The sequence below is a fragment of the Novosphingobium aerophilum genome, assembly GCF_014230305.1.
In the GTDB taxonomy this organism is placed as follows: Bacteria; Pseudomonadota; Alphaproteobacteria; order Sphingomonadales; family Sphingomonadaceae; genus Novosphingobium; species Novosphingobium aerophilum.
The window spans coordinates 1-21,386 of the sequence record NZ_JACLAU010000009.1; the positions used below are offsets into that span (position 1 = coordinate 1).

The following is a 21,386-nucleotide window of genomic DNA, read 5'->3' on the forward strand; positions in this document are numbered from 1 at the left end:
CAGAAGCAGCGGAAAACCCTTCAAACTCGCCATGATCGCAACCGTGCGGAAGCTCATCTCCATCCTCAATGCCATCGCCCGCGATGACCCGGCATTCCAAACACCATCCACGGTTGCTTGACCCGGGGCGGGGCTTGCGTGGCAACGGTCGGGGAAGAACAGCCCTGTCCCGGGCGCCTGACCTCCGCCGGGACAGGCAAGCCGGGTCCCGGGTCAAGCCCGGGACGACGATGGCTTTAAGGAGGTACCGTTTTGCGGGTGTGCGAACGAGTTTTGGGCGGCCTCTGGGCGTTTGGGCCCAACGGCCCCTGCCCACCCGGTCCGGTCGGTCCCATCTGGACCGGGTGCCACCCGACCTAGCCCGCGGCGAAAGCCAGGAACTCCGTTGCGGACATCGGATAGGCCCGGATGAACCCCTGGACCGCGGCGCACCCTTCGCGCGCCACCAGGGCGAGCTGCGGCTCATCCTCCACCCCCTCGGCGATCACCTCGAGCCCGAGCGCCCGCGCCATGGCCACGATCGCGCGCAGGACCGCAAGATCGCGCGCATCCCCGACGATCCCGTCGACCATCGAACGGTCGAGCTTGAGGTAGTACAACGGCAGGAGCTTCAGATAGCGGAAGTTGCAGAAGCCGGCCCCGAAATCGTCAAGTGCGACCCGCACGCCCGCCCGGGCCAGAGCCTCCAGTTGGACCGATACGGCCATGATGTCACCGATCAGGGCCTGTTCGGTCACTTCCAGCGTCAGGCGATCGACCGGGAAGCCGCTTTTGGCCACGGTCTCCAGCAACCATGCGGCATAGTCGGGCAAGGCCAGGTCGGCCGAGGTCACGTTGAGCGAGAGCCGCCAGGGCTGCTCCCACTGCGCTGCCTGGGCCAGGGCCTGTCGCGCGATCTGCTGCGAAAGCTGGACGATGTAGTCGGTCCGCTCGGCGATCGCGAACAGGGCCCCGCCCCCGATGCGGCCGAGCTTGGGATGGTTCCACCGGGCCAGCGCCTCGGCTCCGGTCAGGGCCCCGGTGGCGCCCGACCGGGGATCCAGCGCGAACTGCGGCTGGAACAGGACCTCGATCTCGCTGCGATCGATCGCCTTGAGCAGCTCGGCTTCGAGCCGGGCGGCACTGTGCCCCGGTTTGACCACCTCGCCATCGGCCCAGAGCAAGCGGCGGCCGCCGCGTCGTTCCAGCGTGGCCATGGTCTGGCCCAGCCGATCCAGCAGGGATTCGGCACTCTCGCCGGGCAGGGCACGCAGCAGGGCCAGCCGGGGCGAGAGCCGCAGCGTGCTCCCCGCTCCGCTGATCAGCCCGGTGATCGGCCGGGCGATGGCGTCGGCCAGGCCGCTGGCGATCAGTTCCCAGCGTTCGCGGCTGAGCGGCTCGCGGGCCAGCAGCAGGAACGAGGCCCCGCCCAGCCGCGCGGCGAACCACGGCCCGTCGAACTCTCCCGTGGCGAAGTGCAGCAGGCGCGAAGCGGCCTCGGCGATCGCGGCATCGCCCGTGCTGTCGCCATAGGCCAGGTTGATGGCCGACAGCCGCGACAGGCTGAGCAGGAGGCCATGGACCGGCAGTTCCCCGGCCCAGCGATCGAGCCGCTCGCGTGCGGCCTCCAGCCCGGGAAGTCCGGTCAGCGGATCGCGCTCGGCCGCGGGGGCCAGGGTAGCGGCAGAAGTCATCCTCCCTGCCCTAGCGCGGATCGGTTGCGAAACTCTCAACCACCGGGCCACCGGCAGGTCGATTGCCAAACGGGTCCCGGTTCCATATCCCGGCTCCCGGCTGGGCCAGGATGCATCGGCCCGGACCCGCTGCCATGGCGGAATGCGAGGAGTGACGGGGCGTGAAGAAGGATCGCACGAAGCTGGCGCTGCTGGTTTCGGACAGCCTGAAGGCCCAGGCCGGGGCTGCGGCGCTCAGCGAGGCTCACGAATGGGTGGCGCCCGAGGATGCCGACGTGCTGGTGGTGGTCGGTGGGGACGGCTTTCTGCTCCACGTCCTGCACGAAATGCTCGAGCGCAATCTGTTCAAGCCCTGTTACGGGGTGAACCTGGGCACGGTGGGGTTCCTGATGAACCGCAATTCGCGCCGGACGATCGCCGAACGGGTAGCCCGCGCGCGCGAGGTGGAGGTGGTTCCGCTCGAGATGGACGCGGTCACCCGCGATGGCCGGCACCATCGCTTCTATGCGATCAACGAGGTGTCGCTGCTGCGCGAAACCCGCCAGACGGCGAAGCTGGAAGTGGCGGTCAACGGCAAGGTGCAGATGGAGGAGCTGGCCGGCGACGGCATCCTCGTCGCCACTCCGGCCGGATCGACCGCCTACAACCTGTCGGCCAATGGTCCGATCCTGCCGCTGGGCTCGCGCATGCTCGCGCTCACTCCGATCAGCCCCTTCCGCCCCCGCCGCTGGCGCGGCGCGATCCTGCCGGACAGCGCCCGGGTCAGCTTCCGGGTCCGCGAGCCGGACAAGCGCCCGGTGGCCGCCGTGGCTGACCAGAAGGAAGTGCGCGACGTGGCCGAAGTCCACATCACCACGGCCCGCGACCACCGTCTGACCCTGCTGTTCGATCCGGGCAAGACCCTGGAAGAGCGGATTTTCGCAGAGCAGTTCCAGGTCTGATCCGGCTTGGTGTCGGCCGCGGGAAAACTTGCGATGGAACGCTTGCATTGCCCGAAGGCGCTGCTATAGGCGCACCCCTGCCCCGGAAACGGGGCTGCTCCCCGATAGCTCAGCGGTAGAGCACTCGACTGTTAATCGAGCGGCCGTTGGTTCGAATCCAACTCGGGGAGCCATTTTCATCCAGCACCGATGGCCGGGCTGCGGCGCCAAGAGGCGGCCGCGTCAGGCTCGTGTGCCGGCTCTCCTCCCTCCGCCGTCATGACCAGCCGTCAGCCCGGGCCGGGATCGGGAACATTGTGTCCTGCAGGTTTGCGCGGCAGTTCAGCCTTGCCGCCCGGCCTCATGGCCCGAAGCGGGTGCCGCGCTCCCCTGCCCGGCTGTCCCGGCGGACCTTGCATTCGTCGCGCACGGGGCTAAGGTCCGGCCTCGTCCTCGCGCATGGCCGGTGCGGCCTGTCGCATTTCATTCCCAGCTCTTCGGTTATGGTCTTGCCGGTGCCTGTCACCGCCGCGCCATTTCGCGAATGCGCGACCATCTGGAAGACCGGCCGTTGGCTCAATCCGTTTCCCCCGCCGGCCCGTCGGCCCGGATGTCCGCCCCTCTGCCCGGCGACGCCGGTGATGTGCCCTACGGTCACGCCGACGATGGCGAACCGATCCACGTCGTCTCCTCGGCGGTCCTGCCGGAAGGGGGCAGGCTGCTGCTGCTGCGCTGTGGCGGCGACTTCTCGATCCAGCTCGACGACGAAGAGCTGATGGGCAGCACGGACCACATTTCGGAAGAGGCCCTGGCCACGGCGGTCGCCTCGCGCCTGCCGCACCTGGATGGCGAAGTGCTGATCGGTGGCCTTGGCATGGGCTTCACCCTGGGGGCCGCGCTGGCCGCCTGGGGCCCCGAAGCCCGGGTCGAGGTGGCCGAGCTGCTGCCCGAAGTGGTCGAATGGGCCCAGGGGCCCCTCGCCCACGTGTTCGGCGACAAGCTGGCCGATCCTCGCGCCTGTGTCACCCTGGGCGATGTGCATGACGTGATTGCCGACGCGACCGAGCGCTACGACGCGATCCTGCTTGATGTCGACAACGGTCCGGACGGCTTTATCCGCGATGCCAATGACCGGCTCTATTGCAACTGGGGCATCCGTTCGGCCCGCAAGGCGCTGCGGCCCGGAGGCATGCTGGCCGTCTGGTCGGCCTATCCCGACGGCGACTTCGTCACGCGGCTGCGCGATGGCGGCTTCGCCGTGGAGGAACTGAGCGTACCCGCCTATGCTGGCAGCCAGACCGACATGCACTGCATCTGGCTGGCCTCCAAGCCGGCGGTCGGGAGCGCCTGAACCGGGGGCCTCACCTGAGCCAAGGCCTCACGAGAACGGGCGCGGCCCCTTGGGGCCACGCTTGCCCATAGGCCCGCGCGGTTTGCCGCCATGCCCCTGCGACCCGTGACCCTGCGTCCCATGGCCCTGCGACCCGTAGCCTTTTGCGCCCGGTCCCCGCTGCCCGCCACTGCGCGGCCCCTGACCCGCGCCTTGACCCGCGCCTTGACCCGCGCCTTGACCCGCTCCCTGCCCCGCACCCGCTCCGGGTCCACGCGGGGCATGGGCGCGGGCGCCCTGGCCGCGATGCGATGCGCGCGGGGCGGGACCGTCCGGTGAACCGGCATTGTCGCGCCGGTTGTGCCGCGCCGCCTCGCGCGGCGAGCCCTCGACCGGAGCGATCTCGATCCCGTCATCCCCTTCGGCGGTCCGCCGCACCGCCTCGAGAAAGCGCCGGGCGATCGCGCTCGGCACTTCGAACAGGGTTTCGCGCGCGGCAATCCGGATGGCGCCGATGTCGCCCCGGGCGACATGGCCGCGGCGGCAGAGCAGCGGCAGGATCCAGCGGGGATCGGCATTCTGGCTGCGGCCGACGTTCAGCCGGAACCACTGGGTGTCCTCGAACCCGGGGCGCGGCCCACGCGGCGCCTGGAGCGCTTCATCCCCGATCAGGTCTTCGGGCACCGGCAGGCGGGCGCGATGGGCCTGGACCAGGGCCGCGGCGATGTCTTCCGGCGACTTTTCGGCCAGGAGCCGCTCGGCCAGGACGCGGTCCTCGTCGGCCAGCTCGACCGGGGCCAGCAGGGTGGTCAGCAACCGCTCCTGATCGGCCTGACGCACGTCCGCAGCCGATGGCGCGGCGATCCATTCGGCCTGGACCCGCGCGGTGCGCAGGATCGCCTCGACCCGACGACGGCGCGGAAACGGCACGACCAGCACGGCGGTGCCCTTGCTGCCGGCCCGGCCCGTGCGGCCCGAACGGTGCTGCAGCGTCTCGGCGTCGCGCGGCAGCTCGACGTGAACCACCAGGCTGAGGCCGGGCAGATCGATCCCGCGCGCGGCGACGTCCGTGGCGACGCAGACCCGGGCCCGGCGATCGCGCAGGGCCTGCAGCGCGTGATTGCGCTCGCTCTGGCTGTGTTCGCCGGACAGGGCGACGGCGGCAAAGCCGCGTTCGGTCAGGCTGGCATGCAGGCGCCGCACGCTGTCGCGCGTGGCGCAGAACAGGATCGCGGTCTCGGCCTCGTGCAACCGCAGCAGGTTGACCACGGCATGCTCGATGTCGGCGGGGGCCACGGCCACGCATTGGTAAGCGATGTCACCATGGCCGCGCTCGGCCGAAACGGTCGAGATGCGCAGCGCATCACGCTGGTAGCGTCGCGCCAGGGCGGCGATCGGCGCGGGCATGGTCGCCGAGAACAACAGGGTGCGCCGCTCGCCGGGAGTGCCGTCGAGGATTTCCTCGAGGTCCTCGCGGAAGCCCATGTCGAGCATCTCGTCGGCCTCGTCCAGCACGACGGCACGCAGGGCGGACAGATCGAGCGCGCCGCGTTCCAGATGGTCGCGCAGGCGCCCCGGCGTGCCCACCACGATATGCGCGCCATAGCCCAGCACGCGGCGCTCGCGGCTGGGGTCCATGCCGCCGACACAGGTTGCGATCCGGCCATTGGCGGGGGCGTAGAGCCACTCCAACTCGCGGCTCACCTGCAGGGCCAGTTCGCGCGTCGGGGCGATGACCAGGGCCAGGGGGCTGGCGGCGGGCGGCAGGGTGCCCTCGCTGAGCAGTTCGGAGGCGAAGGCCAGGCCGAAGGCGATGGTCTTGCCCGAGCCGGTCTGGGCCGAGACGATCAGATCGCGCCCGATGGCCTCGGACTCGAGCACGGCGGCCTGGACCGGGGTCGGCTCGGCATAGCCGCGCGCGGCCAGGGCATCGCCCAGCGGCGCGGGAACGTGGGTAAATGTCATGAAAACGGGGTATCCAGTGGGCCGCCACCCGGCGGCATGAGCAGGCAGGCGCGATGCGCCCTCGGCCGGCCCCTTAGCCCGAACCGGGACAAAGGGCCAGCTAGCAATTGCGGGCCACCATCAGCGCGGGGCTGGAGACCCGGCGCGGACCCCAGAGGCACCCCCGCCGGATCGGTCAGCGGATCAGGCCGCGGCGCCGTGGCAGTGCTTGTACTTGGCGCCTGATCCGCACGGGCACGGCGCATTGCGCGACAGACCCTGGTCGGCATAGGGGTCGGCCCCGCCCGCCGGAGCGGCCATCGCCGGAGCGGCCAGCCCGAAACTGCCGGTGCCGATCCCCGCGCCGAACCCGACCGGCTCGATCGCCCCGCCGCCCAGCGGATCCATCTGGCCGGTCAGGAACGAGGGCAGTTCCGGCAGGGCATAGTCCTGCGGCTGCTGGAACCGGAACTCGCTGGTGCAGAGCATCTGCGTCACGTCCTCGCGGATCGTCTCCAGCATCTTCTCGAACAGGCCGAAGGCTTCCTGCTTGTATTCGTTGATCGGCGTCTTCTGCGCATAGGCGCGCAGGAACACGACCTGGCGCAGCGCATCCAGCGTGGCGAGATGCTCCTTCCAGTAGTGATCGAGCCGCTCGAGCAGGATCGACTTCTCGATCGTGCGCCACACCTCGGGCTGGTCGGCGGTGCGCTCGGTCATGCGGGCGTCGGCCAGGTCCGAGAGGCGTTCCTCGATCACTTCCGGATCGATCCCGTCCTCGGCCATCCACTCCTCGATCGGCACCGCGACCCCCAGGATCGCTGCCGCACGCTCCTTCAGGCCCTCGATGTTCCACTGCTCCGGGTATGACCCCGGCGGGCAGGCGTCGGCGACAATCGCGTTGACCGTGTCGTGGCGCATGTCGAGCACCACCTCGTCGACGGCCTCGGCGTCCATGATGTCGGCGCGCTGCTCGTAGATCACCTTGCGCTGGTCGTTCATCACGTCGTCGTATTCGACGACCTGCTTGCGGATATCGTAGTTGCGCGCCTCGACCTTCTTCTGCGCGGTCTCGATCGCCTTCGACAGCCACTTGCTGCCGATCGCCTCGCCATCGGCCAGGTTGCTGTTCATCATGCGCGAGAACAGCGTGTCGGGCCCGAAGATGCGCAGCAGGTCGTCCTCGAGGCAGAGGTAGAACTTGCTCATCCCCGGATCGCCCTGGCGGCCCGACCGGCCGCGCAGCTGGTTGTCGATGCGGCGGCTCTCGTGCCGCTCGGTGCCGATCACGCAGAGCCCGCCGGCGGCCAGCACCTGGGCCTTCTCCGCGGCCACCTCGTCCCTGATCCGCTGGATAGCGGCATCACGCTCGGGCCCTTCGGGCACGTCCTTGAGCTCATCCTCGATGCGGAACTCGACATTGCCGCCCAACTGGATGTCCGTGCCGCGCCCGGCCATGTTGGTTGCCACCGTCACCGCGCCCAGCCGGCCGGCCTGGGCGACGATGTGCGCCTCCATCTCGTGGAAGCGGGCATTCAGCACCGCGTGCTTCACGCCTTCGCGCTTGAGGAATTCGGACAGCAGCTCGGACTTTTCGATCGACACCGTGCCGACCAGCACCGGCTGGCCGCCGTCGCTCTTCTCGCGGATCAGCTTGGCGATGGCGCCGAACTTGTCCTGGGTGTTCTTGTAGAACTCGTCCTCCTCGTCGCGGCGCTGGACCGGGACGTTGGTCGGGATGGTGACGACGTTCATCTTGTAGATGTCGAAGAACTCGGGCGCCTCGGTGGCGGCCGTCCCGGTCATGCCCGACAGCTTCGGGTACATGCGGAAATAGTTCTGGAAGGTGATCGAGGCCATGGTCTGGTTCTCGGGCTCGATCTGGACGCCCTCCTTGGCCTCCACCGCCTGGTGCAGGCCGTTCGACCAGCGCCGGCCATCCATCATGCGGCCGGTGAACTCGTCGATGATGATGATCTTGTCGTCCTTCACGACATAATCGATGTCGCGCTTGAACATGACATTGGCCTTGAGCGCCTGGTCCAGATGGTGGACCACCTGGGTGTTCTCGACGTCGTAGAGGTTGCTGCCGACCAGCAGCCCGGCCTCCTCCAGCGCGCGCTCGGCCCATTCCACCCCGTCCTCGGTCAGAGTGATGTTCTTGGTCTTCTCGTCGGCCTCGTAGAGCTCCGCCGGCAGGCGCTTCACCACCGCGTCGACCGAGATGTAGAGATCGCTCTTGTCGTCGGTCGGGCCCGAGATGATCAGCGGGGTGCGCGCCTCGTCGATCAGGATCGAGTCCACCTCGTCGACGATCGCGTAATTGAACGGGCGCTGCACCATCTGGCTGCGCTCGTGCTTCATGTTGTCGCGCAGGTAATCGAAGCCCAGCTCGTTGTTGGTGGCATAGGTGATGTCGGCGTTATAGGCCTCGCGCCGTTCCTGCTCGTTGAGGTTCGGCACGATCACGCCCACGGTCAGCCCCAGGAACTGGTGCAGTTGCCCCATCCATTCGGCGTCGCGGCGGGCCAGGTAATCGTTCACCGTGACGACGTGGACGCCCTTGCCTTCCAGCGCGTTGAGATAGGTCGCGGTGGTGGCGACCAGGGTCTTGCCCTCGCCGGTGCGCATCTCGGCGATCTCGCCGCGATGGAGCACGATGCCGCCGATCATCTGCACGTCGAAGTGGCGCATGCCGAACACGCGCTTCGAAGCCTCGCGCACCGTGGCGAAGGCTTCGGGCAGGATATCGTCGAGCGTGGCGCCGCCGGCGAGCAGATCGCGGAACTTGGCCGTCTGGGCCTTGAGCTGTTCGTCGGACAGGGCCTCGAGCTCGGGCTCGAAGGCATTGATCCGGACGACGATCTTTTCGAGCTTCTTGACGTAACGATCGTTGGAAGAGCCGAACACGGCCTTGGCAAGGGCGCCGAACATAGAGGGTATCCTGTGAATGGAAGGGCCGCGGCAAGGCGCGCGGCGGAAAGGGCAGGCAGGCGTCAGGCGCGGCGCACCGCGCGGCGCGGCCTATTCGCGGGCGCGGTCGATCCCGGTGAGAACGGGGACGCGCGCCATCAGCGCGGCAACGGGACGGCCGGCTGCCGGGATGGCAAGGGGGCGGACGGCGCGCGGCGCAGCGGGCAGCAGCAGCCCGGCCACCGCCGCCTGACGCGCCTGCGCGGCGACGCGCTGGGCCGCGTAGAGACCCACTTCCGGGCGCGTCTCGACCAGGCGCGGACAAGCGGGCGCTTGCGCGGCGAGGCCTAGCAGGGCCAGGAAAGCGATCAGGAAACGGGTCATCGGTGCGGCAGCGATATAGGGACAACCGCCAAGGTCGTCCAGCCTGTGCGGTCGGCCCGCGCGGATCGGCGCCGCCACAGGCCCTGCTCAGGGCACGGGCAGCACCTCGACCTTGACCGTGCTGCGAACCCTGCGCGCGACGGGCTTGCCCGCCTGGTCCACAAAGCCGCGCGAAAACCCGGCCGTGTTCTTGCAGGGATCAGCCTTGGCAACCATGGTCAGCGCGGCTCCCACCGCCGTTTCGACCCGGCACTCCGAACGCGATCCATCCGGCGAGACAAGATAGGAGACGGTCATTTCGCCAGCTTCGGGCGGCGGCGGCCGGGGGATCGTCCAGCGCACCCGGTTGAAATAGGTCCCGGATACCGCCGCGCCGGACGGATCACGCGCAGGGGTAAACCTCGCTCTGCGGCGGATGAGATCGCAGGTGGTGACATCCAGGCTAGGTGAACCGCTTGACGCCTTGATCTGGCAACTCGTCACCATGCCGTCGGGCCCCACCGTCAGCAGGAACTCGGTCACGCCCTCCAGATTGGCGCGCAGCGCGTCCGGGGGATAGTCCGCCGTGGTCACCCAGGCGCCCGGGTTGCCCAACGGAGTGGCCGACCGTGGCAAGGCGCCAGGGATCTGTCGCGAATAATCCGCTATGACAGGGGCTGCGGACAGGGCCAGCACAAGAGCCGAGATCATGACATCACCCCGATCGCTTCAACCACACACTCATGACATGGGCTGCACTCTCGTCAAGACTGCAGATCAGTGATGGCCAGGGGGCCGGCTGCTCGCTTCCACACCGCAGGCGTGACGCCGCGCGGTCCCGCGGTTGGCCACCCGCTCCCACTCCGTTATGGAGCCGGCAGAGCGACACACGTCGGAGGGGACTGACCAGATGAGCACCGCAGCCACACCGACCCCGGCAAGCCCTCCGGGTGGCCCCCAAGGTGCCCCCCACGCGCGCCTGTCCCAGCTCGACGGCCTGCGCGGGTTCGCCGCGGTGGTGATCATGCTCTATCACGCCGACATGGTGTTCCGCACGCACACCCCCTTCGTGCGCGGCTACCTGCTGGTCGACCTGTTCTTCCTGCTCAGCGGCTTCGTCCTGGCGGTCTCGACCGAAAAGAAGCTCAACGCGGGGATCGGCGCGATCGCCTTCACCCGGGCCCGGTTCGTCCGGCTCTGGCCGCTCGTGGCGGTGGGCGCGGGGGTCGCGGCGGTGCGCTCGCTGGTGCTTGGCGCGCATCCGCTGGAACTGGCGCTGACCCTAGCGCTCGATCTGGCGATGATCCCCAGCCTGGCCGGGCGCGGACCGTTCTACCGGCTCAACGGGCCGCAATGGACCCTGTTCTACGAACTGCTCGCCAACTTCCTCCACGCCCTGCTGCTGCGCCGGGTGCCGACCCGCTGGCTGCCGCTGATCGCCGCGCTGTTCGGCGCCGCGCTGGTCTACACCGTGCGCCGCCATGGCGCCGACACGATGGGGGTCAATGCCCCGACCTGGAAGACCTGGTGGATGGCCCTGCCCCGGGTCGGCTGGTCCTACGTCCTCGGGGTGTGGCTCGGCCGGCTCTACAAGGCGGGCGTCCGCACCCCCGCCCTGCCCTGGCCGATCGCCCTCGCCCTGCCGATGGCCGGGATCATGCTGGTGCCCGGCCTGCCCTTCCGCATGGCGACGGGCGACCTCCTGTTCGTGATCCCCTTCCTGCCGGTCGCGATGTGGGGCGTCGCCATGTGCCGCCCGCCCCAGGCGCTGATGCCCGCGCTGGAATGGCTCGGCACCTTTTCGCTGCCGCTCTACTGTGTCCACCTGACCGTGCTGGTTTCGATGTCGGAGCTGTTCGGCCGGGGCATCGGCGTGAAGTACGGCGCCATCGCGGCGGCGCTGGTCCTGTCCTACCTGTTCTTCCGCCTGGTCTCGTTCCAGGCCAAGCCGACCGAGGTGAAGACCAAGGCGGCCTAGGCGGAATGGGCACGTTCGAAAGGCTGGTAGCGCTCGGAATCAGACATTGGTTTCCTCCCCCGACGGGTGAGGGGGACCATGCGAAGCATGGTGGAGGGGCACACTGTCTGGACGAGAGGCCTTGCCCCAAGGAGGGTGCCCCTCCACCACCTGCGGTGGTCCCCCACCCCGTGCCGGGGAGGAAATTATGGCCGCTCTCCACCCACCCTCGCCATTCCGATCGCGGCCTTGCCGAACCCCAAACCCGCCTTGACCTCAATCCCGCCTGGATCGATAGGCGCAGCCATGTCCGACGCCGTCTCCCCGCTCGCCTCGCCCTTCCCCGCGCTGCCCGCCATCGCCGGGGTGACCCCGCGGATCGCCCGCGCCGGATACAAGGCCTGGGGCCGCTGCGACCTGACCTATGTTGAGCTGGCCGAAGGCACGGCCGTCGCCGGGGTCTTCACCCGCAACCTGTGCTGTTCGTCCGAGGTCGAGCTGGGGCGGCGCAACGTGGCGCAGGGCCGCGCCCGGGCGCTGGTGGTCAATGCTGGGAACTCGAACGCCTTCACCGGCTATCGCGGGCGCGAGGCGGTCGAGCAGATCATGGCGCAGGTCGCCGATGCACTCGGCTGCCCGGCGGACGAGGTCTTCGTTTCCTCGACCGGGGTGATCGGGGTGCCGCTGCCCAAGGACAAGGCCCGCGACGGGGTGGCTGCCGCCCTGGCCGCCGCGCCCTGCACGTGGGAGGATGCCGCGCGCACGATCGGCACGACCGACACCTTCCCAAAGGGCGCCATGGCCACGGCCCTGGTCGATGGCCGCAAGGTCACGCTGGCCGCGATCATCAAGGGCAGCGGGATGATTGCCCCCGACATGGCGACCATGCTGGGCTATGTCTTCACCGACTGCGCCATCGCGCCCGCCTATCTGCAGGATCTGCTGGGCGAGGCCAACCGGCGCACCTTCTCGTGCATCACCGTCGACAGCGACACCTCGACCAGCGACACGGTGCTGGCCTTCGCCACCGGCGCGGCAGGCAATGCCGAGCTCAGCGGGCCCGACAGCCCGGGGGCCGATGCCTTTGCCGCGGCGCTAGAAGACATCTGCCGGCAGCTCGCGCACCTCGTGGTCAAGGATGGCGAAGGCGCGCAGAAGTTCATCGCCGTCAGCGTCAGCGGCGCCGTCTCGGATGACAGCGCCCGCAAGGTGGGCCTGGCCATCGCCAATTCACCGCTGGTCAAGACCGCGATCGCCGGCGAGGACGCCAACTGGGGGCGCGTGGTGATGGCCGTGGGCAAGGCCGGCGAGCCCGCAGACCGCGACCGGCTGTCGATCGGCTTCGGCGGCATCTGGGCCGCGCGCGAGGGTCAGCCCCTGCCCGACTACGACGAGGCCCCGGTCGCCGCCCATCTCAAGGGCCGCGAGGTGTCGATCGAGGTCGATCTGGGGCTCGGCACCGGCCGCGCCACGGTGTGGACCTGCGATCTCACGCACGGATACATCTCGATCAACGCCGATTACCGCTCGTGAGCGGGGCGCTCACCCTGGGGGTCGAGGCGGTGATGCGCCGCGCCCTCGGCACCGCGATCCTGCCGCGCTACCAGACCCTCGCCGCCGACGAGGTGATCGCCAAGGCGGCGGACGACATGGTCACCGTGGCCGACCGCGAGGCCGAGCTGATGCTGGCCGAGGGCCTCGCCGCGCTGCTGCCCGAAGCGGTGATCGTCGGCGAGGAGGCGGCCCATGCCGATCCCGCCGTGCTTAACCGGCTGGGCGACGCGCTGTGCTGGATCATCGACCCGCTGGACGGCACCAACAACTTCGCCGCGGGCAAGCCGCCGTTCGGCGTGCTGGTCGCCCTTGCCGAGCGCGGGGTAACCGTGGGCGGGTGGATCCTCGACGGGCTGTCGGGCCGCTTCTGCCATGCCCTCCAGGGCCAGGGGGCCTGGGTGGATGGCGAAGCGGTGCGGGCGCGTCCGACCGGCGAGACCCCGCCGGTCGCGGCGATCTCGCTGCTCTTCGCCGATCCGGAGCGCCGCGCCGGGCTGAAGACCCACATCGCCCCGCATTACACCCTGGTCGACATCCCGCGCTGCGCCGCCGAGCAGTATCCCCGCATCGTGCTGGGGCAGAACGACATGTCGATCTTCGAACGCACCCTCGCCTGGGACCATGCCGCCGGGGTGCTGTTCGTCAACGAGGCCGGCGGCAGGGCGGCGCGGCCGGACGGTTCGGACTATCGGGTCGACCGCCACCTCGAGCCGGGGCTGATCGCGGCGGCCAGCCCGGCGCTGTGGGACGAGCTGGCCGGGCGGATGGCGGCGCTGGGCTGACACGCGATACCGCAAGGCGGGCGGCGGTCCGCCTATCGTCACCCCGGGCTTGACCCGGGGCCCAGCTCTTCTGTCGGGGTTCCTGCAGCGCAAGAGAACTGGATCCCGGGTCAAGCCCGGGATGACAATCACTCTTGGGGCGTCGCGAATTTGGGGGGCGAAAGCCCCTATCAATCAACTCGCGAGGTCAAGGCTCAGAGAACGCTTTCCAGCCACTGCTTCAACTGGCCCTTCGGCGCGGCGCCGAGCTTCTGGGCCACGGGCTGGCCATCCTTGAACAGGATCAGCAGCGGGATCGACTGGACGCCGAACTGGCCGGGGGTGTCGGTGTTTTCCATGATGTCCATCTTGGCGATGGTCACCTGGTCGGCCAGTTCGTCCGAGATTTCCTCAAGGGCGGGCGCGATCATCTTGCATGGGCCGCACCAGTCCGCCCAGAAATCGACCAGCACCGGCTTGTCCGACTGGAGGACATCGGCGGCGAAGCTGGCATCGGTGACGGCTTTGGTGGACATGCGACAGACTCCTGAAGGCGTTTGCCCGTCTATCTAGGGCTTCGGCGGTAGGGTGCAACCGGGCAATCCCGATAGGATTAATCGCCTGCGACGAAGAGCGGCTTGTGCGCCGCCAGCACCTCGGGCGGAATGGCCAGCAGCGTCGGGCCATGCGTGAACAGCAGGGCCGCTTCGACTGTCCGTCCCGGGAAGGTCACCTCCAGCGCCGCCGCATAGGCGCCCATCTGGCGCAGGATCGCGGGCTGGACCTCGGCCAGGTCAGACGGCGGTCGGCGGGTGGTCTTGAAATCGACCAGCCGGACCCGCTCGGACGTGACCACCAGCCGGTCGATCGTGCCGGCAATCACCCGCTCGCCCACCGTGGCGGCGATCGGCACTTCGGCCAGGGCGCCGGGCGCGAACAGATCGGACCAGCGCGGATCAGCCAGGACCCGCAGCGCATCCCGGGCCAGATCGGCGCGCGCCGCCTCGCCCAGATCGGTCGCGTGCCGCGCCAGCCAGCGGGCCGCCCGCTCGTCGCGATGTTCCGCAGGGACGTCGGGCAGGCGCTCGAGCAACTGGTGGATCAACGTGCCGCGCCGCGCGGCATCGCCGCCCGAACCGGGCGGATAGGGCGGATCGGCCCCCTCGTCCTCGCCCAGCGAGGACGGGGCGAGCGGGCGCGGCGGGCGCGGTTCTTCGCCGACCGGGCGCCCCATCCATGGCGGCAGCGAGGGGGGAAGATCCAGCTCCAGCGTCTCCGCCGCGGCGGGCGGGGCGGGCGGCGGCGGAACGCCCAGGGCGATCCGGCAATCCCACAGCGGGTCAGGCTCGGGCGCCACATCATCCAGCGCGGCGGCCAGCCGGGCGTACCACGAATCGGCCGCCGGTTCGGTTTCGCGGGCGGAGAGCGATCCGGTGACGAACAGCGCCTCCTCCGCGCGGGTCATGGCGACGTAGAGCAGCCGCCAGTGCTCCTCGCGCTCCTCGGCCCGGGCGCGCGCCTCGGCTTCGGCGATCCGGCCCAGCTTCTCGTCCTTGCGCAGGCCTGGCAGCGGAATCGTCCGCGCGGCATGGTAGGCGTGCTCCCATCCGGCCGGACGCGGCTCGGCCAAGGCCAGCGGTGTGCCCAGACCGCGATCGGGATCGTCCGCGGCGTCGGCCAGGATCACGATCGGCGCCTGCAGGCCTTTCGACCCGTGGACCGTCATCACCCGCACCAGCCCGCCGCCGCCCTCGGCCTCGCGCTTCAGCTCGCCGTCGCCCGCATCGAACCAGTGGAGGAACCCGGTCAGGCTGGCGGTCTCGCTGGTGCCATAGCCGTGGGCGGCGTTGAGCAGTTCGTCGAGCGGATCGTTCGCCTCGCGCCCCAGCCGCGCCACCAGCTTGCGCCGCGCCTGCCAGGGCCCGACCAGCAGCCAGTGCAACAGGGTCTGGGGCATGTCGTAATCGGCCCGGGCGAGCAGCCCGACCAACTGGCCCACGGTCGCGGTCACCAGCGGCTCGCGCGAACGGCGCAGGTGCTCCCACAAGGGCACGCCGGCGGGCCGGTAGCCATGGGCCAGCAGGTCCTCCTGCGACCAGCCGACCAGGGGTGAGACCAGCAGCCCCGCCAGATTGAGATCGTCGAGCGGCTGAGCGGCAAAGCGCAGCGCGGCCATCACGTCCTTCACCGCCAGCGGCGCGCCCAGGCGCAGGCGATCGACGCCGGCAACCGGAACCCCGCGCGCATGGAGCCGAGCGACGATCAGCCCGGCCAGCTCCTTGCGCTTGCGGACCAGGATCATGATGTCACCGGCCTCGGCACGGCGGTGCCGGCCCTTGTGGAGCGGATAGCCGGGTTTGCGCCGGTCGAGCCATTCGGCGATCTGGCGCGCCAGACGGTCAGCCAGTTGCCGGTCGGGGCGCGGGAGCCAGGTCTCCTCCCCCTCCTCGCCCGGATCGCCATCCTCCCCCCCGGTCGGCACCGCGGGCGGCCACAGCACGACCATGCCGGGGCGTTCTTCCCCCACATGCGGATCGGGGGCCTGCTTCAGCCCGAAGCGTTCCGGCCCGATCGCGGCGATGGCCCGGTCCACGAAGTCCAGGATCGGCCGCGCAGTGCGATAGCTGCGCCCCAGCCCCAGCTCGCGCAGCTCGCGGGCCTCCTCGGCGGCGCGCAGCCGAACGACATTTTCGGCCAGTCCCGACATCTGCGCGCGGACCTGGCGGCGGGCCCGCTCGAAGTTTTCCGGGCTGGTCCCCTGGAAGCGGAAGATCGCCTGCTTGTAGTCGCCCACCACGAAGAGGGTGCGTAGCACCTCGGGATCGCGCTGTCCGACCCCGGCGAAAAAGTCCCCGGTCAGCGCGCCGATGATCTCCCACTGGGCGGCATTGGTATCCTGCGCCTCGTCGATCAGGATGTGATCGAAGCGGCGGTCGAGCTTGTAGCGGATCCATTCGGCCAGCTCCGAGCGGCCCAGCAGGTCGGCGGCCTGGCGGATCTGGTCGTCGAAATCGATCAGCCCCTCGCGCCGCTTGGCCTCGTCCCAGGCGAGCGCGAAGGTCCGGCCGAGTTCGAGCGCGGGGGCCAGCCATTCGGCCAGGGCCAGCATGGCGGCGCGCTCCTGCACCTGGCGGATGCTGTCGATCACCCGCGCGGCGTGATCGACATAGGCGGGATCGACCTTGTCGAGGTTCTTGGTCGACTTGGGCTCGCCCGCCTTGGTGAGGAAATGCTCGGCCAGCCCAGTGATGCGCGCAGCCCGCTCCTCCGGGGCCAAAGCCAGCCAGTCACCGATCGCATTGGCGGCATTCTGTCCGGTCGCCGCTTTCCACGCCGCGTTGATTGCCATGCAACGGCGCAGGCTCCGCACATCGAAAGCCGCGTCGGTGCAGAGCTCGCGCAGGGTCGCGCCCGGCGGCAGCCCGAGCAAGGCCTCGACCCGATCGCGCAGCGGCGGCATCCAGGCGCCCGGGCCGAACCAGGCCTCGCGGCAGGTGGCGCAGCGCATCAGGAAGCGTTCGACATCCTCGGGCGCCATGCGCAGCGACAGCCGGCCCAGGGCATCGAGCAGGCCCTCGTCCCCGCGGGCCTCGGCGGCCACGAGCAGCTCGGCCAGGACCTCGCGGCTCAGCAACAGCCGGTCGCGATCCTCCATCGCCCGGGTGCCCGGGGTCAGCCCGGCCTCTTCGGGAAAGCCGGCAAGCAGCCACTGCGCGAAGGCGTGGATCGTGTTGATGCGCAGCCCGCCGCCCGGGCAGTCGAGCACGGCGGCGAACAGGGTGCGGGCGCGGGCGCGGGTGGTGGGATCGATCGGGGCCCCGATCGCCGCGAGCTGCTCGGCCAGGTCGGTGTCCGGCATGCGCACCCAGTTGGCCAGGACCTCGTTCACCCGGGTCGCCATTTCGGCCGCGCCGGCCTTGGTGAAGGTCAGGCACAGGATCTGCCCCGGGCCCACCCCTTCCTGCAGCAGCAGCCGCAAGACCCGGGCCGAGAGGACCTGGGTCTTGCCCGTCCCGGCCGAGGCCGAAAGCCAGACCGTCTCGGCCGGATCGACCGCACGGCGCTGGTTGTCCTGCAGCGGATAGACCCGGCTCATGGCATGCCCTCCGCGGCGCTCCGGCCCTGCCATTCGTCCAGCCGCATCAACTGGTCATAATCGGTGTAGGTTGGAAGATCCGGGTTGAGCCGCGCGGTGAACGGTTCGCTGCCCCTGATCCAGCGGTCGATCGCGTCGGCCAGGAAGTGCGCGGTGGTCGCCACGAATTCCTCGCGGGGAATGCCCGAGCTCTTCTTGCCTTCGAGCACCGGCTCCGAACAGTCGCCGAACCCGGTCGGGCTGCGCGAGGATTTGCGCAGCGACCAGTATTCGAACCGGGTGGGCTCCCCGCTGACCCCGGCAAAGGCCCCGTCCCGCGCCATCAGGGCGATCAGCCCCAGTTGCAGCGCGAAGCCCTCTTCCACCCGGCGCGCGCTGGGCGGGCTGCCGGTCTTGTAGTCGACCACGGCGAGCGTGCCGTCGGGCAGGCGATCGATGCGGTCGGCCCGGCCCTTCAGCTTGACGCCGCGCCAGGTCATGTGCCCCTTGGCCTCGCTGGCGATCACCGTCCGCCCGATCGCCTCCTGATCGGCGATTGCCTGTTCGATCCACTGCAGTCCGGCCTCGAGCCGCGGCCACCACAGCCCGCGCACCAGCGGGTGGGCGCTCATCTTCGCCACCTCGGCGCGGGCGATCGGCAGCAGATCCCCGCCCTGCTTGTGCCAGGCTTCGAGGATCGCGTGGACTGCGGTGCCCTTCCACGCGGCCGAGGGATCGGCATCGAGCGGGTCCCAGGCGCGCAGCCGCAGGATTTCGCTCGCATAGAACTGGTAGGGATCGCCGCGCAGCCGGTCGAGCGCGGTCACGGCCAGGGGCACGTCGCGCTGCGCTGCGCTGGGGCTCGGCCGGGGCTGGACCGCTGGCGGTTCGGCGGGCGCGTCATCGATCCCGCGGGCCCGCGCCACCGCCTCCTGCTCCGCATGATCCTGCAGCAGGGTTTCGCCCAGCATGGCGCGGACGCGCAGGACGAAGCGCGAGGGGATCGCCGGCCCCGAGACATCGCGGCGGGCATGGCTCAGCACCACCTCGGGCGCCCCGAGCGCGGCAGCCAGATCGTGGGCGGCGAGCCCGACCCGGAAGTCCGCCCCCGGCACGCCGAGCGCGCGCAACACGGCCGGCGCCAGCAGGGCATCGGGCGCTGCGGCGCCGGGCCAGGTGCCTTCGGTCAGGCCGCCACAGATGACCAGGTCGGCGCGGCTCATCCGCGCCTCGATCACGCCGTAGATCGCGACGCGCGGATGCCCACCCCAGAGCGGCCGCACGGCGATGCGCTCCATCGCGTCGCGCAGCACGGCCGCAAGATCGCCCGGGGCCACCACGGTGCCGACCGCATGGGCCGCGACGCGGGTCTGTTCGATGAACTGGGCCAGGCATCGACCATCGCCCCCGGCCCAGACCCGGCCACCCGACAAGGCCCCGGCCGCCTCGGCAAGACCATCGAGGGCCACTCCAAGCGTGCGGTCGGTTCCGTCGAGCAGGGGCGTCAGCCGCGCCGCGACCGCGGTCCACCAGGCGCTGAACGCCGCATCATCACGCGCCTCGACCAGCCGCCGGATATGGTCCAGGCCCGGCTCGGGGCGTGGTCCGCGCAGGGCCTTGTCCAGCCTCCGGGCATGATCGAGCCAGGTCGCGCGGTCGCCATCCCAGCCGGTCACGCCCTCGCCCCCCAGCGGATGGACCAGCAAGGCGATCAGCGGAACCGGGGCTGCGGCGGTGCGGATGACTTCGGCCAGCAGCAGCAGCAGGCGTCCGGCGGCGGTCATCGGCAGGGGCTGGCCGGCGGTGTCGTCGGCGACGATGTTCCAGCGCAGCAGATGGGCGACAACCCGGGCCGCCAGCCCGCGGTCGGGGGTGACCAGAGCGACCCGGCGCTCCGGAATCTCCAGGGCCTCGCGGATCAGCACCGCGATCGCCTGGGCCTCCTCTTCCGGGTGGGCGGTCTCCATCACCCGGACCCCGGACAGGCGGCGCTCGTCGGCTTTCAGCCGGACCCAGCGCGCGCTGGCGGCAGGCGGGAGGAACAGGTTGGAGATCGCCCGGCTGCGCGCCGGCTCGGCCGCGCTGAGGCCCGAGCGGTGCCAGGGCTCGACCTCGTCGCGGCGCACCCCCATGCGGTTGAGCAGCAGCTTGAGGTGATACTGCGGATGGGTGACGGCATCGTCCCGCCCCAGCGGCGGATCGTCTGGCCCGGCCGGAGCGCCGGCGGTGCCGAGCGCGTCCCACACCGCATCCTCCAGGGTCAGGTCGAGATCGGGCAGGATCACCGCCCCACCCGGCAGGTCGGCCACGACCCGCAGCAGCCGGGCCAATGCGGGCGAGGCGCTGGTGACCCCGGCCGCCACGATCGGGGTGACCGGCGGAGCGGCCCGCCAGCGCTGCGCCGCGCGCTCGAACAGGCGGTTGCGCCGGGCCGGCACGTCGATCTCGCCACGCGCTTCCAGCTCGGCCAGCCATCGGGCCTGGACCCGCGCGAAGGTGCGGATCGAGCCCTGCCAGTGCGCGGCCTGGTCACCCACCACGCCGATCACCCGGTCCTCAAGCAGCTCCTGCGGCCCGATCCCCTCGACCAGCAGGCGGTCCATGGTCCGCCCCAGTTCGAAGGCCTGGCGTAGCAGCGCCGCGCCCCGCGGGGCCGCATCCCCCAGTTCGTCGCGCAGCAGTTCCGCCAGTCGCAGCCATCGCCGCACCGGATCGGCCGCCGGGGGGATATCGTCCGCCCCCAGCGGATCGAGCAGCGGCCCCAGGGTCTCGTCCAGGTCCAGATCGCCCACCACCGCCATGCGCGGCAGCAGCAGGCCCCGGCCCGACAGGCGTACGAAGGCTTCGGTGACGGTGCGGACCGCGCGCTGGCTGGGGAGCAGCAGGGTCAGCCGCGCCAGGCCCAGGTCGGGATCGGCGTAACGCGGGATCAGCCCGGCGACGAGCGCATCGGCAAAGCCCCGGTGCGCGGCGATGGAATAGAGCTGCGGTCCGGGGCGGCCGCTGCCTTTCCCCTCAGCCATAGCACCGGGATCCGTTCGTGTCGGGCGAACGGGGAAGGCAGAGTTCGGGGGCGGCGTCAGCCACGCGAGAGCAGCGCCTCGGTCGGGGCGATCGCCTGGGGCGTGCCGACCTCGAACCACTGGCCGGTGTGGACCCAGCCGAACAGCCGCCCCTCCTCCATCGCGCGGGTCCACAGCAGGTTGGTGGAAAACGGCCCTTCCGGCGCATCGCGCAACAGGCGGTGCGCCACGATCTGGATGCCGGTGTAGATAAAAGGCGCGACCCGCCCGGGCCGGCGGCGGCTGATCCGGCCGAGGGGGTCGAGATGGAAATCGCCCTTGCCCTCATGCCCATGCGCCGCCGGATGACGCACCACCAGCAACAGGGCATCCATCCGCGCCGGGTCCCAGGCGCTGCTCAGTTCGGCGAAGACGGTGCGCGGCCCGTCGAGCCAGATGTTGTCGCTGTTCAGGCAGAAGAACGGGTCGGGCAGCAGGGCCTGGGCCTGGGCCCGGACCATGCCGCCGCCGGTCTCGAGCAGGAGGCTGCGCTCGTCCGACACGGTGATCGCCAGGTCGGGCTGCCGGCGGCCGTACTGCGCCAGATGGGCCTCGAGCGCATCGGCCAGGTAATGGACATTGACCACGGCCCGACCGATCCCGGCTTCGACCAGCCGGTCCAGGCTCCAGTCGATCAGCGCCTTGCCGCCCACCTTGACCAGCGGCTTGGGCCGGGTGGTGCTGAGCGGCCGCATCCGCTTGCCGAGCCCGGCCGCCATGACCATCGCGGTGTCGGAGGCCTGGGTCATGCGGCGCGCCTTGCGGGTTGACGCCAAGGCAAGGCGGCCTGGGGCGAACCGCAGTTCGCTCGGCCCTTCCGCGCCTCCGCCTTAC

At 70.4% G+C, this 21,386-nt stretch carries 14 protein-coding genes and 1 tRNA gene; 6 read left to right on the forward strand and 9 right to left on the reverse strand.

Going from position 1 to position 21,386, the window contains the following annotated elements:
• Positions 1-356: 356 nt before the first annotated feature.
• The gene (locus H7F49_RS08135; protein WP_185683094.1) at positions 357-1,673 is read right to left on the reverse strand and encodes an EAL domain-containing protein; all 1,317 of its coding nucleotides are present in this window, start codon (positions 1,671-1,673) and stop codon (positions 357-359) included.
• A 161-nt stretch (positions 1,674-1,834) separates the two neighbouring features.
• Here H7F49_RS08135 and H7F49_RS08140 point away from each other — a divergent pair, with 161 nt between their 5' ends.
• The 3 genes from H7F49_RS08140 (at position 1,835) to H7F49_RS08150 (ending at position 3,944) form a co-directional block, all read left to right on the forward strand.
• A complete protein-coding gene (locus H7F49_RS08140) occupies positions 1,835-2,614 on the forward strand; it encodes an NAD kinase (protein WP_185683095.1) in 780 nt (259 codons plus the stop codon).
• A gap of 98 nt (positions 2,615-2,712) precedes the next feature.
• Positions 2,713-2,787 (forward strand) — tRNA-Asn (locus H7F49_RS08145).
• Between the two features lie 416 nt (positions 2,788-3,203).
• Entirely contained in the window at positions 3,204-3,944 is a 741-nt protein-coding gene (locus H7F49_RS08150) for a spermidine synthase family protein (RefSeq protein ID WP_235982023.1), read from the forward strand.
• A 27-nt stretch (positions 3,945-3,971) separates the two neighbouring features.
• Here the strand turns inward: H7F49_RS08150 and H7F49_RS08155 are convergent, their stop codons facing one another.
• From H7F49_RS08155 to H7F49_RS08170, 4 genes are all read right to left on the reverse strand, one after another.
• Positions 3,972-5,888 (reverse strand): DEAD/DEAH box helicase, encoded by a 1,917-nt coding sequence (locus H7F49_RS08155; RefSeq protein ID WP_185683096.1) that lies wholly within the window; start codon positions 5,886-5,888, stop codon positions 3,972-3,974.
• Between the two features lie 183 nt (positions 5,889-6,071).
• Positions 6,072-8,801 carry a preprotein translocase subunit SecA gene (gene secA, locus H7F49_RS08160; RefSeq protein WP_185683097.1) on the reverse strand — a complete coding sequence of 910 codons (2,730 nt, stop codon included), beginning with the start codon at positions 8,799-8,801 and terminating at the stop codon, positions 6,072-6,074.
• A gap of 90 nt (positions 8,802-8,891) precedes the next feature.
• A complete protein-coding gene (locus H7F49_RS08165) occupies positions 8,892-9,164 on the reverse strand; it encodes a hypothetical protein (protein WP_185683098.1) in 273 nt (90 codons plus the stop codon).
• Positions 9,165-9,251: 87 nt separating this feature from the next.
• Positions 9,252-9,758 (reverse strand): TonB family protein, encoded by a 507-nt coding sequence (locus tag H7F49_RS08170; RefSeq protein WP_185683099.1) that lies wholly within the window; start codon positions 9,756-9,758, stop codon positions 9,252-9,254.
• 295 nt (positions 9,759-10,053) lie between these two features.
• On the opposite strand from H7F49_RS08170, the gene H7F49_RS08175 reads away from it, so the two are divergent.
• The 3 genes from H7F49_RS08175 (at position 10,054) to H7F49_RS08185 (ending at position 13,436) form a co-directional block, all read left to right on the forward strand.
• Complete coding sequence (locus H7F49_RS08175) at positions 10,054-11,121, forward strand: acyltransferase family protein (protein WP_185683100.1); 1,068 nt, start codon at positions 10,054-10,056, stop codon at positions 11,119-11,121.
• A gap of 285 nt (positions 11,122-11,406) precedes the next feature.
• Positions 11,407-12,633 (forward strand): bifunctional glutamate N-acetyltransferase/amino-acid acetyltransferase ArgJ, encoded by a 1,227-nt coding sequence (gene argJ / locus H7F49_RS08180; protein ID WP_185683101.1) that lies wholly within the window; start codon positions 11,407-11,409, stop codon positions 12,631-12,633.
• A gap of 32 nt (positions 12,634-12,665) precedes the next feature.
• Positions 12,666-13,436, forward strand: a complete 771-nt coding sequence (locus H7F49_RS08185) for an inositol monophosphatase family protein (RefSeq protein WP_185683174.1) — start codon at positions 12,666-12,668, stop codon at positions 13,434-13,436.
• 194 nt (positions 13,437-13,630) lie between these two features.
• Here the strand turns inward: H7F49_RS08185 and trxA are convergent, their stop codons facing one another.
• The 4 genes from trxA to H7F49_RS08205 all read right to left on the reverse strand — a co-directional run bounded on the left by trxA (position 13,631) and on the right by H7F49_RS08205 (position 21,301).
• A complete protein-coding gene (gene trxA / locus H7F49_RS08190) occupies positions 13,631-13,951 on the reverse strand; it encodes a thioredoxin (RefSeq protein WP_185683102.1) in 321 nt (106 codons plus the stop codon).
• A gap of 77 nt (positions 13,952-14,028) precedes the next feature.
• On the reverse strand, positions 14,029-17,544 hold the full coding sequence (gene addA, locus H7F49_RS08195) for a double-strand break repair helicase AddA (protein WP_407940295.1): 3,516 nt from the start codon (positions 17,542-17,544) through the stop codon (positions 14,029-14,031).
• Positions 17,508-20,513: a double-strand break repair protein AddB gene (gene addB / locus H7F49_RS08200; protein WP_185683104.1), complete on the reverse strand. Its 3,006-nt coding sequence runs from the start codon at positions 20,511-20,513 to the stop codon at positions 17,508-17,510. The genes addA and addB overlap by 37 nt, the downstream gene beginning before the upstream one ends.
• 56 nt (positions 20,514-20,569) lie before the next feature.
• Positions 20,570-21,301, reverse strand: coding sequence for a nucleotidyltransferase family protein (locus H7F49_RS08205; protein WP_185683105.1), 732 nt, complete (start codon positions 21,299-21,301; stop codon positions 20,570-20,572).
• Positions 21,302-21,386: the final 85 nt, after the last annotated feature.

Excerpts from the sequence above, each read along its gene's own strand:
- H7F49_RS08155 (WP_185683096.1), bottom strand. The coding sequence starts at position 5,888 with ATGACATTTACCCACGTTCCCGCGCCGCTGGGCGATGCCCTGGCCGCG.
- argJ (WP_185683101.1), top strand. The coding sequence starts at position 11,407 with ATGTCCGACGCCGTCTCCCCGCTCGCCTCGCCCTTCCCCGCGCTGCCC.
- addB (WP_185683104.1), bottom strand. The coding sequence starts at position 20,513 with ATGGCTGAGGGGAAAGGCAGCGGCCGCCCCGGACCGCAGCTCTATTCC.
- trxA (WP_185683102.1), bottom strand. The coding sequence starts at position 13,951 with ATGTCCACCAAAGCCGTCACCGATGCCAGCTTCGCCGCCGATGTCCTC.
- H7F49_RS08175 (WP_185683100.1), top strand. The coding sequence starts at position 10,054 with ATGAGCACCGCAGCCACACCGACCCCGGCAAGCCCTCCGGGTGGCCCC.
- secA (WP_185683097.1), bottom strand. The coding sequence starts at position 8,801 with ATGTTCGGCGCCCTTGCCAAGGCCGTGTTCGGCTCTTCCAACGATCGT.
- addA (WP_407940295.1), bottom strand. The coding sequence starts at position 17,544 with ATGGCAGGGCCGGAGCGCCGCGGAGGGCATGCCATGAGCCGGGTCTAT.
- H7F49_RS08185 (WP_185683174.1), top strand. The coding sequence starts at position 12,666 with ATGCGCCGCGCCCTCGGCACCGCGATCCTGCCGCGCTACCAGACCCTC.
- H7F49_RS08135 (WP_185683094.1), bottom strand. The coding sequence starts at position 1,673 with ATGACTTCTGCCGCTACCCTGGCCCCCGCGGCCGAGCGCGATCCGCTG.
- H7F49_RS08150 (WP_235982023.1), top strand. The coding sequence starts at position 3,204 with ATGTCCGCCCCTCTGCCCGGCGACGCCGGTGATGTGCCCTACGGTCAC.
- H7F49_RS08165 (WP_185683098.1), bottom strand. The coding sequence starts at position 9,164 with ATGACCCGTTTCCTGATCGCTTTCCTGGCCCTGCTAGGCCTCGCCGCG.
- H7F49_RS08205 (WP_185683105.1), bottom strand. The coding sequence starts at position 21,301 with ATGACCCAGGCCTCCGACACCGCGATGGTCATGGCGGCCGGGCTCGGC.